9 protein-coding genes are annotated in these 13,120 nt (G+C 69.6%); 4 read left to right on the forward strand and 5 right to left on the reverse strand.

The window, feature by feature from the left end:
- The 3 genes from POL72_RS14905 to POL72_RS14915 form a co-directional block, all read right to left on the reverse strand.
- On the reverse strand, positions 1 to 1,339 hold a 1,339-nt coding region (locus POL72_RS14905; RefSeq protein ID WP_506377473.1), incomplete at its 3' end, for a Clp protease/crotonase-like domain-containing protein.
- Complete coding sequence (locus tag POL72_RS14910) at positions 1,336 to 1,833, reverse strand: DUF2505 domain-containing protein (RefSeq protein ID WP_272095963.1); 498 nt, start codon at positions 1,831 to 1,833, stop codon at positions 1,336 to 1,338. The genes POL72_RS14905 and POL72_RS14910, both read right to left, overlap by 4 nt.
- Positions 1,834 to 2,051: 218 nt before the next feature.
- Complete coding sequence (locus POL72_RS14915; RefSeq protein ID WP_272095964.1) at positions 2,052 to 2,912, reverse strand: hypothetical protein; 861 nt, start codon at positions 2,910 to 2,912, stop codon at positions 2,052 to 2,054.
- Between the two features lie 1,776 nt (positions 2,913 to 4,688).
- Here POL72_RS14915 and POL72_RS14920 point away from each other — a divergent pair.
- A complete protein-coding gene (locus POL72_RS14920; RefSeq protein ID WP_272095965.1) occupies positions 4,689 to 7,415 on the forward strand; it encodes a Kelch repeat-containing protein in 2,727 nt (908 codons plus the stop codon).
- A 399-nt stretch (positions 7,416 to 7,814) separates the two neighbouring features.
- Positions 7,815 to 8,843, forward strand: a complete 1,029-nt coding sequence (locus tag POL72_RS14925; protein ID WP_272095966.1) for a hypothetical protein — start codon at positions 7,815 to 7,817, stop codon at positions 8,841 to 8,843.
- Between the two features lie 88 nt (positions 8,844 to 8,931).
- Here the strand turns inward: POL72_RS14925 and POL72_RS14930 are convergent, their stop codons facing one another.
- Positions 8,932 to 9,753, reverse strand: coding sequence for an aldo/keto reductase (locus POL72_RS14930; protein WP_272095967.1), 822 nt, complete (start codon positions 9,751 to 9,753; stop codon positions 8,932 to 8,934).
- A 406-nt stretch (positions 9,754 to 10,159) separates the two neighbouring features.
- Here POL72_RS14930 and POL72_RS14935 point away from each other — a divergent pair, with 406 nt between their 5' ends.
- A complete protein-coding gene (locus tag POL72_RS14935; protein ID WP_272095968.1) occupies positions 10,160 to 11,275 on the forward strand; it encodes a hypothetical protein in 1,116 nt (371 codons plus the stop codon).
- A 40-nt stretch (positions 11,276 to 11,315) separates the two neighbouring features.
- Here the strand turns inward: POL72_RS14935 and POL72_RS14940 are convergent, their stop codons facing one another.
- Positions 11,316 to 11,792, reverse strand: a complete 477-nt coding sequence (locus tag POL72_RS14940) for a glutathione peroxidase (protein ID WP_272095969.1) — start codon at positions 11,790 to 11,792, stop codon at positions 11,316 to 11,318.
- A 693-nt stretch (positions 11,793 to 12,485) separates the two neighbouring features.
- Between POL72_RS14940 and POL72_RS14945 the strand changes: the two genes are divergently transcribed.
- A complete protein-coding gene (locus POL72_RS14945; protein ID WP_272095970.1) occupies positions 12,486 to 13,094 on the forward strand; it encodes a Pvc16 family protein in 609 nt (202 codons plus the stop codon).
- The last annotated feature ends 26 nt before the right edge of the window (positions 13,095 to 13,120 follow it).

Raw genomic sequence — 13,120 nt, forward strand, 5'->3', positions numbered from 1 at the left:
CACCGAAGTAGAAGTAGCTCGACGACATGCCGGCGAAGCGCAGCCCGCCCGCGGGGTTCATCGCGATGACGTCGGCGCTCGAGCACACGTGGAGCGAGCGCCCGCCGGCGTCCTCGAGGTGGCAGAGGACCTTCTTGCCGTGGCTCCTCAGGTTGCGGATCGCGTCGGAGACCTCCTCGGCGTGGGCGAGCGAGCTGGCCGGCTCCGCGCGGAGCACGAGGGCGACGCCGGAGACCTCCGGGTCCTCGGCGAGGCGCCAGAGCTGCTGGAGGAGCCGCGTGTGCCTGCGCACGCCCGGGGTCGAGTCGAGGCGGACGCGGACGACGCGGGCCGGCAGCTGGACGCCCCGCTCGGAGAAGCTGCGGAGCGCGACGCCGGCGTAGAAGCCGGTGCCGCTCTTCGTGAGGGCGTTGCCGAAGACGCCGCCGGCGGAGACCTGGAGCTCGTCGACGTTGACGTCGAGGCCGGCCATGGCGGCGATCTTCGGGCCGCCGTCGGCCGTGAGGTCGCGTAGCGTCACGTCGCCCCGGAGCGTGCCCACGTAGGGCACGCGCAGGCCGAGGGTCGCCCGGGGCGTCCAGGCGCCGCTCTCGTCGGGGTCGCTGTTCTCGACGTAGGAGGTCTCGAGCCCGATCTCGAGCGCGCGCCTGCCGCCCGCGGGCCGCACGGCGACGCCGAAGTCGTAGCTGCGCTCGATGGCCTCGCGGAGGCGGTTCTCGGGGCGGTTCCAGTCGCGCGCGACGGCCGAGAGCGAGAGCCAGGTGGAGGGCCGGAGCGTGACGCCGCTCGTGAGCGAGAAGTACCCGTCGAGCGCCGGCGCGTCGGAGCTGCCCCAGCCGAGCGTCGTGCCGAAGGCGAAGGTGGGGCCGGTGTCGAGGGCGAGCCCCCAGCGGACCCAGCGCGACGGGCTGTCGAACGGCGACGGCGCGCCGTCGGGCGGGTCGAGGAAGTCGAGCCGCAGGCCTGTCGACACGTACCAGAGCGGCACGCCGAGCGCGATCGAGTGGCCACGCGCGGGCAGCGGCGAGGCGGAGCCCGTGTGGACCCAGGTCCACCGGAGCTCGGTGCCCGGGAGGAAGGAGAGGTTCGCGGGGTTCACCGCGATGGCCGAGGTGTCGTCGCTGCTGGCGACGGGCTTGCCAGGATCGGGGAGCGGCTGCGAGGGGCCGTCGGCCGGCGCGGCGTGCGCGGCCGTGGCGCCGGCGAGCGCGCAGAGGCCCGCGCACAGGCCGAGCAGCGCGGCGGCGACGCTGGCGGGGTGAGTGATGCTTCCGAGCCGCCCCAGCCGGGCGGGGCGCGAGGAGCGGGCGGGGCTTTGGGGGCGGGGTAGGTTGTTCATGCGCGGATGAGCTCCCGGAGCGTATCCGCTTCCGCGTCGTACGTCCGCTGGACCTCGGCGAGGGCGAGGCGCTCGACGAGCGGGCCGAGCAGGTTCAGCCGGATCTGGATGTCGCCATCGACGCGGCGGCGGGTGCGGCCCTGGGGCAGGCGCTCGAGCCGGTATGTCCCCGCCGAGCGGAAGTAGCTGCGCCACTGCTCCTTCGGGCTGACCTGCCACGTGGAGGCGTGGTCCGAGAGGCGGTAGGTCGAGCGCTCCTCCCAGGACATGGCGTCCTTCGCGACGGGGTAGCTCCGGAAGATCGGCAGCGGCGCGCTCGCCTGGAAGCGCAGGACGCGGAGGAGCTCGCCGTCGCGGAGCGCGTGCTCGACGGTCACGACGCTCTCGAGGGAGGCGACCCGCGTGGCGAGCCGAGGCCCGAGGTCCGGCGAGAGCACGGCGAGCTCCACGGCGTCGAGGGGCGCGTCGAGCTCGTGCGAGATGGTGAAGTGCACGCGGCCTTGTAACACGCGGCGGAGGCCAGTCGCGGGCAGGCCGGAGCGGAGTCGATGAGGGCACAACGGTGTGAGGCGCCTCGCGCGATGGCGACTGCGAGCCGCCTGGCGAGAGGATCGGGCGCGGGAGCGATCGGGACGGGCGCGGGAGCGATCGGGACGGGCGCGGGAGCGATCGGGACGGGCGCGGGAGCAATCGGGACGGGCGCGGAGGCGCCTCAGATCGGCGCTGTTTGCTCCAGGGCGGTTTCCACCTTCGCCTTCTTGGCCTTCAGACGGGAGCGCCGGCTCAGGGTCGTCCGGTGGCGCGACACGAACCTGGCCGCGATCTTGGGCTGGTCGCGAAAGGCGTAACGGCCGCCTTCGCGGATCTCCTTGGCGAGCTCGTCGGCGGCCCAGAAGCAACGGTTGCGCAGATCCAGCGCGTGCGCGGCGCTCGCGTCCGAGGCCTCGTTGGCGGCGGCGTCTTCGAGCGCATCGGCGAGCGCCTTGGCCCGCGCGAGATCCTTCGTCGTGATATCGGTCACCCCGAGCGATCCCTCGTGCTCGGACCAGAAATCGACGAGATCGCGCAGGTCCTGGATGGTGTCCGACAGGCCTGAGCCGTCGGCGATGCGCGAGAGCTCCGCCTGGGCGGCTTCGTCGTTGCGGCAGCCCCACCGGCCGCCGGCCACGAGCTTCGCGTCGAGCGCCTCGGCCTCGTCGCGGAGCTTGCGCTGCGCGGACGTGAGCGTCACGGCGCCGCGCGCCCTCTGCCATGCCTTCTCGAGTGCGCCGAGGCGCCGCGCGAAGCGCGCGAGGAGATCCACCTTGTCGGAGGTGATACCGATCCTCGACAGACGCGCTCGCTGCGCGTGCGCGAGGCGCGCCAGGGAGGTGAGCTCGCGCTCCTCGACGCCCGAGGGCATGTCGGGGGCAGACGCGTAGCCCGGGTCGAGCGCGAGGAGCGCCTCGTCGGTGGTGGGGTCGTGGGGCGTTGCGGCCGGGCGCTTCGCCTTTGCTACCGGCGTCCTGCTGGACGACCTGGCTTTGGAAGACGTGGATTCGAGTGTGTTCGCGACGATGCGTCTCGGGGGCATGGATCCCTCCTGGTTGAGAAGTACCGGAGGATGGTTGCGTATCGAGAGTGGCTGTCAAGGTCGTTTGGCGCGCTGAGGCGCCTGAATCCTGCTGCGCTGAGCCGTTCGCGCGACATCGAGGGAGAGGCAGCCGGCGAGGAGAGGAGGGGCGGGGTGCTGTAATCGGTTGTAATCGAGCGGGTGTTGACACGGCGGGAGATGCCGCACATAGATGGTCGCGCGGCCCTGTCCACGGTGCCCGATGGCCGCGGAGCAGTCCGCCGCTCGTCGGCTGCATGGTCTGGTGCGCATCCGTCGCTCCGCCACACCATCACCTCGGGGCGTGCATGCGTGCGTGCCGAGGCGCCCAGGATGCCTGCGGGAAACCCCCGCCCCTGAACCTGCTAGACGGTGCCCTCGCCCAGCGCTGCTTCTCGCGAACGTTGGTTTTCGACCGCGCCAAGCCCCGCGACATCTCGATGCCAGAGCAGGAAATCGCAGGCTGACGTGGAGTGTATTCGCTTTTTGGTGCGTTGATCGGCGACGTTGCCAGGAAAGAGACCGAGCCGTCGCATGGTCGTCTTCCTGGCGTGATGCGCAGCTGCTGAAGCGGTGCGGCTAGTGCTTGGGAGAAGAATATGTGTTCGAGTTTCGTTGATGAGTGCGTTTGCGGAGCCATCGCGTTGCTTGCTGCTGGATGCGTGGCCTCGGGCGAGCCGGAGACAGAGCTGTCCGGCGAGCCCCAAGAAGATATCTACGGCGCTCAGGGTGTGCAGTCGATAGACGAGGCGCCCGAGCTGCCGCAGGAGCCCCTCTCGGACTCCGAACGTCAAGAGCCTTGCGTCGGGGAGCAGGGTGTGGCCGACAAGCTGAGCGGCGATGCGGCAAGCTACGTGTCAGCCGATTCTTACGGTGACTGTGGGTACACTGGCGGACCAGGTCTAGGTTGCCAGGCTGGATGGGTGTGGTGTGGCTGGTATCCAAAATGGTGCTCGTGTAAAGTGATGCGCATGCGTGAGGTTTGTCGGACGTGTGAGTGGAGCGAGCATCAGCTGAATTGTGGTGATTACGTGCCTACCGGCGTTGTCGTCGAAACGCCGATGCCTTGTTGCTAGGCGACTCATGAAGATTCCGAGGGTCGCCGCCCGCTCGGTGAGCTCGGGCGGTAGCGGCGCCTGCGTCGCGCCGCTCGCGTGCCTCGCGAGCGCACCTCGGCGGGACGAGGCGGGGAACGGACAGAGGAACGCAGCGGACCTGGCTGCTCTCCGTCGACACCGACGGGGAGGTGCGCTGCAAGTACGAAGGTGAGGTTGGCACGCCGAGCCGGATCAATGAAGTCACGTCGCCCCCTGGCGGTCGGTTCGCGGCGGCCGGGTTCCACGATTTCGTCTATGCGGTGGTCCGCCCGAAGGCGTGCCCGTGAGCGGCGGAAGGTCAACCTACGGGCCGGCCTCACGCATGCATGCAGCGGCTGAGCGCGTGTGCGGCGGCGCCGCGATCGAGCGCGTGACCGGCGCGCGCGTGGAGCATGCAGTGACGTCGAGCCGATGCCCGGCGTGAATGCCGGCCGAGCGGGCGCATCGAACCGGCCGTATGCATCGCTTCGATGACCCCACGCCCGCCGAGCGACCATCTCCGTCTTTCACCGGCGGCCCGTCACCTGGCGGTGCGTGGCGCCCGCCCCGCTCCCGCGAACCCGCGGCGCGCGCGCTGCGGCTGCCCTGCGCCGCGCCGGCTCGCCGCCGCGGCGCGGGGCTCTCGACCGCGCTCCGGCTCTGCCTCATGGCGTCCGCCGCCGTGTTTTCCGCCGGTTGCGCGAGCGGCCTGCAGGACGAGCTCGACCCCGCCGAGGCCGAGCTGCGCGCCCTCTTCCCGGAGCAGGCCGGGCTGGTGCTCGCCGCCGACGGCGCCCTGGCGCGCGGCGAGCTCGGCTATTCCGCGGCGACGGCGCGCGGCGAGGCCGCGCCGGGCAGCGGCTCGTCGGCGCGGGGGCTCGTCGTCCACCTGCCCGAGCACGGGAGCGAGGAGATCCGGATCGAGCTGCCGGACGGCTTTCGCGTGCGCGTCCGCGAGCGCAGCGGGCTCGGCGCCGGACGGCTCGTGGGGACTCAGAAGATCACCGGCGGAGATGCCGTCGCGTATGCGCACGAAGGTGGGTATTCCTTCTGGACGGCGGCGCGCGGGGGATACGAAGAGTGGCTCCTCCTCCGGCCGGGCACCTTCCGGCCGGACGCGCCGGTCGCCGCGTGGTCCGTTCAGGGCGCGACGCTGCGGCGGCGCGGCGCGGCGATCGAGCTCGCCGACGAGGCCGGCGTCGCGCGCCTCGCCGTGACGGCGCCGTCGGCCTTCGCGCGCGGGGGCCGGAGGGTCTCGACGCGCCTCGACGCCGAGGGCTCGACGCTCTCGCTCTGGGTTGACGCCCCGCCGGAGGAGGCCGTGCTGGTGGACCCGCTGTGGGTGGCGACCGGGAGGATGATCACGTCGCGCGCCGAGCACACGGCGACCTTGCTGGAGGACGGCAGGGTCCTCATCGCGGGGGGGTTCCTGGGCGTGGACGAGGGGTTCACTTGCAATCCGAGTTTCTCGACGACGCCGCTCGGCAGCGCGGAGATCTACGATCCCGCGACGGGCGCGTTCCTTGCGGCGGCGCCGATGGCTGCTGTGCAAGGCGTTCACACCGCGACACGCCTCGCGGACGGGAGGGTGCTCGTCATCGGCGAAGAGGCCGGAGGCACGAGCGCCGAGATCTACGATGACGCGCTCGATGCATGGCGAGCGGCCTCGGCACCATCGGTGTCGCGGTCGAGACCCACGGCCACGCTGCTCGACGACGGGCGGGTCCTCCTCACCGGAGGAAGGGCCGGGTCTGCGGCGACGGAGAGCACCGAGATCTACGACGCGGCGACCGACACGTGGGCCCCGGGACCCCCCATGCTGAATGCCCGCGCCGCTCACCAGGCCACGCGCCTGCTCGATGGGCGCGTGCTGGTCACGGGCGGCACCTACGGCGCGGCCGCGGGTGCCGTCGAGATCTTCGACCCGGCGACAGCGACCTGGTCGGCCGCGGCGCCGCTCGGCGACGGCAATCGCTGGCTGACGGCGACGCTGCTCCTCGACGGACGCGTGCTCGTCACGGGCCTCGCAGGCGCCGCCGAGGTCTACGATCCTGCTGTGGACGCGTGGACCGCAGCGCCAGGCAAGTGGGGCGACACGCCGGCGACGGGCTCGTGGGATGACGGGACCTACGTGACCGGGCTCGGCGTGCTCGGCGAGGCGGCGGCGCGGCTCCCCGTCGGCCAGGTCATGATCAGCGGAGGAATCGAGGCGATCTACTATGCGGACCCCTGGGGAGGGACCAGCTGCAGTTCGCTCTATCTGGAGCACGCCCACGACACCTACGATCGAGTCCAGCTCTACGATCCGGTAACGAACGCGTGGTCGCCGGGCGACAGCATCCCAACTCTGCGGGGTTATCACTCCGCCACGTCGCTCGATGACGGCGGAGTCCTCGTGGCGGGCGGGTACACGTGGCTCTGGTCGACGCGCGAGGGCGTCAGCACGGACAACGCCGTCGTGTATGCCAGCGACCCCTTGATGAACGGCGCGCCCTGCTCGACCGCCGCACGATGCGCAAGCGGGATCTGCGTGGACGGCGTGTGCTGCGCGTCGCCGTGCAGCGGTGCTGAGTGCATCGCCTGCTCCATCGCGGCGGGGGGCACGGTGGACGGGGTGTGCACGCCTGCCCACGGCGTCCCGTGTGACGACGGCGACGCGTGCACGCTCGACGATTCCTGCGACGCCGGGGTGTGCGCCGGAGATCCATCGAGCAGCGCGGAGTGCGGCGCTGGAGAGGGGGGCGGTGGCGAGGGCGGCGCCGGCGCTGGCGCTGGAGGCGCTGGCGCCGGCAATGGCGGTGCCAACGCTGGCGAGGGGGGCGCCGTCGCTGGAGCAGGAGGCAATGGCGGCGCTAACGCTGGTGCAGGGGGCGCTGGCGCTGGAGGTGGTGGTGCTGGAGCAGGAGGCGCTGGCAACGGCGGCGCCGGTGCTGGCGAGGAAGGCGCCGGCGCTGGCAACGGCGGCGCGGGCGCTGGCGAGGGAGGCGCTGGCAACGGCGGCGCGGGCGCTGGCGAGGGAGGCGCTGGCAACGGCGGCGCGGGCGCTGGCGAGGGAGGCGCTGGCAACGGCGGCGCGGGCGCTGGCGAGGGAGGCGCCGGCGCTGGAGACACCGGCAACGGCGGCCCCGGCGCAGGAGGCGCTGGCGCCGGCAATGGCGGCGCCAACGCTGGCGCAGGAGGCGCTGACGCTGGCGAGGGGGGCGCCGGAACCGGCAACGGCGGAGCTACCAGCGCGGGAAGCGCCGGCGCGAGCGACGTCGATTCCAGCACGACCCCGCCTTCCAGCAGCGGTTGCAGCGCGGCGGGCTCGAGCTCCGACTGGCAGCCTGTCGCCGCTGGGCTCGCGATGCTCCTCCGCGCGCGCCGCAGGCGGGCCCGCCGTGCGCCGCCCCCTCGCGACGTCGCATAGAAAGTCTTCACCGGGGGCTTGCTCCGCTCGCGCGCCCGGCATGATCGCCCGCCGGGCGCTTTGGCTGAGAACAGCTCAATGTCATCGAGGTTCATGCCATCCTTGAATGTAGGGCACGCTGGTTGCAGGAGGCGCTTCATGAAGACCAACTCGGGACACACTGGTTTCGCTGCGGGTTCCCTCGTCGTGCTCGCGATGATTGCGGGCTGTGGCAAAGTCACGGTCGAACTACCGGGCTCTGTGGCTGTCGAGCCACCGGGCTCCGAGGATGCCGAGCCACCGGACTCCGAGGATGCCGAGCCACCGGGCCCTGAAGATGTCGACTCCTCGGGCTCAGTGAATAGCGAGCCGCCGGGCCCTGTGGATGGCGAGCCGCAGAGCTGCGTTGAAAGCACGCAGGTGTCGTTCTATGCGCCCTCGGGGATGGACGCCGACTGGCTTCTTCCGGTGGATGGGGAACGGTTCATCGCGGTTGGAGCACCAGCGAACGGAGGGGTCGCGGAGCTCGACGAGGCCGGCAACGTGGTGTGGAGCTCGACCCCCCTGCCCGGCGGATTTCTGAAGACCGGCGCGAAGACCCAGGACGGGGGCCTCATGGTCGCGGGCCAGGTGATTGATTCGACGTCTCCCTCCGGCGAGGGGTTGTGGCTCGGTCGGCTCGACGGAGCCGGTCAGCTGCTGGAGAGCCGGCAGCTCGGACCGTCGACCTTCAGCGTGCACGTCGACATCGAGCTGCTCCCGCACCCGACCGGGGGATACGTGCTCTCCACCCACGACAGCGAGGCCGAGGGCGCCGCGCCTCGGCTGCGCCTGGTGCGGCTGGACGACGCGGGCGAGATCGTCCACGAACGGTTCATGCCGCTCGCTCCCGGCTCCGCGATGCCGGAGTCCTGGAGCCGGGGCGGGGCCGCGCTTCTGCCCGGAGGCGACGTGGTTCAGCTGACCGCGCACGCCGGTTACCTGCGCGTCGTCCGCAGCACCGAGCAGACGGCGCCGGTGTTCGACCGTGTGCTGGAGGAGGTCGGCGGGGCGTGGCCCCAGGACATCGCGGCCCTGCCCGATGGCCGTATCGCGATCGCTGCGATAAGCGTCGGTCAGAGTCATGTCATCCTGCTGGACGCCGACGGAACGGTGATCTGGGCCAGGACCTATCACCCTGAGCTCGACACCGAGCTGAACGCCATCGCGCACGATCCGAGCACAGGGCTCTTGCACCTCGGCGGGGCGACGCGGGGAGCGGACGGAGGAACGCTGCGGACCTGGCTGATCTCCGTCGATACCGACGGGGAGCTGCGCTGGGAGTACGAAGGTGATGTTGGCACGCCGGCCCGGATCAATGGAGTCACATTGCTCCCCGGCGGCGGGTTCGTGGCGACTGGATTCGGCGATTTCGTCTACGCCGTGGTCCGCCCGAAGGCGTGTCCGTGAGCGGCTAACGTCGCGTTTCCAGGAGGGTAGGCGGTAGGAATCGGAATTGCATCGCCTTTCGCTGCGCGTCCTTCGTTGACGGCGTGGATCAGGGGACGTCCGTCGGGTCCCAGCTCGCGCGGAAGCCGACATCGAGCCCGTCGAGCGTGCGCATCGTGTCGGCGTCGAGCGCGAAGTCGAAGATCGCGCCGTTCTCGGCGATGCGCGCGGGCGTGACCGACTTCGGCAGGACGATCAAGCCGTGCTGCACGGCCCACCGCAACATCACTTGCGCGGGTGTGCGCCCGGCCTTTGCCGCCGCGGAGACGATGTCCTTGTGCCCGAGCTTCACGCCCTGCGTGAGCGGGCTGTACGCCTGCACGAGGATCCGGTGCTTTGCGCAGAACGCGCGCAGCTCGGCCTGCCCGAGGAAGGGGCTGAGCTCGACCTGGTTGATCGCCGGCACCACCGCGCTCTCGCCGAGGAGCTCCTCGAGGTGCCGTACTGTGTAGTTGCTGACGCCGATTGATTTTGCGAGGCCTCGCTTCTGCGCGTCGACGAGCGCGCGCCAGGTGTCGCCGCGCTTGCCGGTGACGGGAAAGTGGATCAACACGAGATCGTAGGCGTCGAACGCGGCTTCCTTGAGCGAGCGCTCGAGCGAGCGCAGCGCCGCGTCGCGCCCCTGGTTGAAATTCGCGATCTTGGTCGTGACGAACACCGCGTCGCGCCCGAGGCCGCTCTTGCGCAACGCGCTGCCGACGTCCGCCTCGTTGCCATAGAACTGGGCGGTGTCGATATGGCGATAGCCGAGGCGCAGCGCTTCGAGGACGGCGCCCTCGGTCTCTGCGCCGGGCTCCGATTGATACACCCCGAGCCCGAGCTGCGGAATGTAGCGACCGTCGATCATCTGCAGGCGTGGTGATTCGATCATGGGCGGGCTCCCTGGTTTCATTCATCGCTCGGCATGGCCGAGCGCAACGAGCGCGCTGACGAGTGCGCTGACGACGTCGAGAAGCTAGTCAGGGGGCAGGTCGTCGGCAAGCACAAGAAACAGCCGTGAAGACTCTGCGGTTGCAGGTCATCGCGTCAGGGTAGGGTCCGGTCCCTCGTTCAGAGGAGAGGAGAGGAGACGAGGACGGAGAGAAGAACGATTTCATCTTCGCTCAGCCGGCGCTGGTCGTGGAGGTGCTGATGGCCCAGATCATGCGCGAACACCGCGATGGTCTCCTCGACAGCGCAGCGCGGCAGTGCTACCCATCACACGTGTCCGGCGCTGGGGGGAGGACATGTCATTACATCATGGCCTGTCGCCGATGGACGCAGGAAAGGATCGCCGTATGCGCATCGATCGAATCCGATGTCTGCGGGCAGCTCAGCTGGCGTTCGCGTCCGCGTCTGCGGGAGCAGCCTTCTGCTTCGCAGCGTGCTCGGCCGACACGGGCTCCAGGGCCGAGGACATGGGCGAGCTGGACCAGAATCTTGCAGCCTGTTCGTATGCGGTCACGACGAGCTCGTACGAAGGAGCCCCGGAGTACTGGGGGACAATCAAGGTCAAGAACACGGGCGCGAGCGCGCTGAAGAAGCCGATCGTCGCCTTCGACGTGCCGAGCGGTGTCACGTGCGATCATCACGAGCCGGGCTGGACCCACACGCAAGCCGGCTCTCGATGCACGTATTCGAGGACATCGAACGTGTCCATCGTTCGCGGCGCGTCATTCACACTCAATTTTTCCACCGACTCGGCGTCCTCGTTCAGCCCGTCCCGCATCGAGCTCCGCGACACCAGCTGCTCCAGCGGCGGCAGCACGACGGGGGGCGGCAGCAGCACGACGAGCGGCGGCAGCACCACAGGCACGGGCGGCGGTAGCAGCACGACGGGCGGCGGCAGCAGCAGCACGGGCACGGGCGGTGGCAGCACGACGGGCACGGGCGGCAGCACGACGGGCACGGGCGGCAGCACGACGGGCACGGGCGGCAGCACGACGGGAACGGGCGGCAGCACGACGGGAACGGGCGGCAGCACGACGGGCGGCGGCGGTGGTGGTGGTGGCGGCTCGGGCGTTGTGTGGCAGACGGCCAGCCTGACGGAGTTCGAGTCTTACCCCGACCCCGGCAGCGAGGAGTGCATCGAGTACAACGGGTGCACGTGGGCCGGCCAGTTCGCGGCCCTCGACGGAAAGCAGCCGGAGAGCTGGGTCAGAGAGAACAACATCGCCGCGGTGCACTCGAAGGATTTCGAGAGGTACAAGCTCAAGACCCTGCGCCTTCGAAAGAATGGCAAAGAGATCGACGTCAAGGTCTATGACATGTGCTCCGACTCCGATTGCAGCGGGTGTTGCACGCGGAACGCGCAGCCGTCGGGGTACCTGATCGATATCGAGAAGTACACCGCTCAGCGGTTCGGGGTCCCGGCGTCTGGACAGGTCGAGTGGAGGTGCCTCGACTGCAATTGACGGCCGCCTCGTCAGTCCGGCGGCTCGGGCGCCGCCTTGCTCAGCCGCCGAGCGCCCTGTCGATCGCCTGCGTGAGCTTCGGGTCGTCCGGCGCCACCGACGATTCGAACCGCGCGATCACCGACCCGTCCTTGCCGATCAGGAACTTGGTGAAGTTCCACTTCACCTCACCGGCAGGTGCGGCTTGCGTGAGGAAGGCGTAGAGGGGGTGCTTGCCGCCCCCCTTGACCGGGATCTTCGAGAACATGGGAAAGCTGACGCCGTACTTCGTGGAGCAGAAGGCGGCGATCTCGGCGTCGGTCCCCGGCTCTTGCGCGCCGAAATCGTTCGAGGGGAAGCCGAGGACGGCGAAGCCGCGATCCTTGAGCCGATCATGGAGCTCCTCGAGCCCCGCGTACTGCGGCGTATAGCCGCATTCGGAGGCGGTGTTCACCACGAGCAGCACCTTGCCTCGGTAGTCGCCGAGGGAGCGGTCCTGTCCGTCGATGGTCTTCATGGTGAAGTCGTAGAGCGACATGGCTTTTCCTTCCTGAGCAGCGCCGGGCGTGCGCTCCGGCGAGCTGCGCTCGACATCCCTTCCACAGCCCGACGCGCAGGCGAGGGCGAGCGAGGCGGTCAGGGCGAGTTGGCACCGGAGCACGCGCGGCGAGCGTTCCATGGCGGCATGGATAGACGCGCGTCCGGACCGCGTCGAGCAGGAACGCGCTCCGAGCCGAGGCCGCCGCAGATCTTCGCGGCGCCCGGGGTCAGGTTTTCGCGGGCGTCGCGGTCATTCTTCTGCGGCGAGAGGTCACATTCCCGAGGACCTTGGTGGTCCGAATCCTGCAAATCTGCCAGGCCATCTACACTCTGAGCGCAATGCGGAAGAATCGCTTCAATTACGAGGAGCCGAGCGCCGCGGTCACCGTGGCCACAAACGATGCCTCGCCAGTAAGCGGAAGGAGCCCGTTGGCTCGCATTTCCATTTTTTCTTTTTTTCTTGCAACCGGTGCGGGCCGCGTGTAGGACTGCAATGCCCCCTTCCAGGGGGGACAAAAATGAGGGGTCGGGACACCGGGCGCTGCGCGTCCCCGGGGAGCTGAAAATTCGCGCGTCTCTTCATCAGGTCTTCGGCGAGCCGCGCATAGGTTCATCGCGTGTGTGAGGGCCCGTACGGCCCTCTTCGAGCGACCTTTGCCTCACACGACATGTGCGGGGGTGATGAGCATCGATGATTCGCGATCTTGATGATACGATCCGTGAGCTGATCACGGCGCGCGCACCGACTGGGTCTCAGCTCGCGAACGCGGAGATCAGCTTCGATCTGCCTGACGCACAGTGGCGGGCGGGGCTCTCTACCCTCACGCTCAATTGCTACCTGTACGACATCCAAGAGAACCGCGAGATACGAACCAACGAGCCGATCACCGCGCGCAGCGCCGATAAAAAGAGGGCCACGCGCCTGGCGCCGCCGGTTCGCATCGACTGCGCGTACTGCATCACGGCGTGGAGCCCCTCCACGAGCGACGCGGTGCTCGAGGAGCACCGCCTGCTCAGCCAAGCGCTCCTCTTGTTGCTCCGCCACCCCACGATCCCCGCGGCGGTGCTGAAGGGCAGCCTCGCAACGCAGATCCCTCCTTATCCGACGGTGATCGCCTCCAAAGAGGGGGTGAAGAACCAACCCGAGTTCTGGCACGCGCTCGATCAGAAGCTGAAACCCTCACTCAACTACGTGGTCACGCTCGCGATGTTGCTCGAAGACATCCCGTCCGACGCGGCGCTCGGCCATGTCGTCGAGAGCGTGATCGTGGAGACCGATCACAAGACACCCGAAGGCTGAGCGACCGGACAGCCGGCACGATCCTT

The sequence above is a fragment of the Sorangium aterium genome, from assembly GCF_028368935.1.
Lineage (GTDB): Bacteria > Myxococcota_A > Polyangia > Polyangiales > Polyangiaceae > Sorangium > Sorangium atrum.

Coding starts and splice junctions, on each gene's coding strand:
- POL72_RS14945 (WP_272095970.1), top strand. CDS start 12,486: ATGATTCGCGATCTTGATGATACGATCCGTGAGCTGATCACGGCGCGC.
- POL72_RS14935 (WP_272095968.1), top strand. CDS start 10,160: ATGCGCATCGATCGAATCCGATGTCTGCGGGCAGCTCAGCTGGCGTTC.
- POL72_RS14940 (WP_272095969.1), bottom strand. CDS start 11,792: ATGTCGCTCTACGACTTCACCATGAAGACCATCGACGGACAGGACCGC.
- POL72_RS14930 (WP_272095967.1), bottom strand. CDS start 9,753: ATGATCGAATCACCACGCCTGCAGATGATCGACGGTCGCTACATTCCG.
- POL72_RS14915 (WP_272095964.1), bottom strand. CDS start 2,912: ATGCCCCCGAGACGCATCGTCGCGAACACACTCGAATCCACGTCTTCC.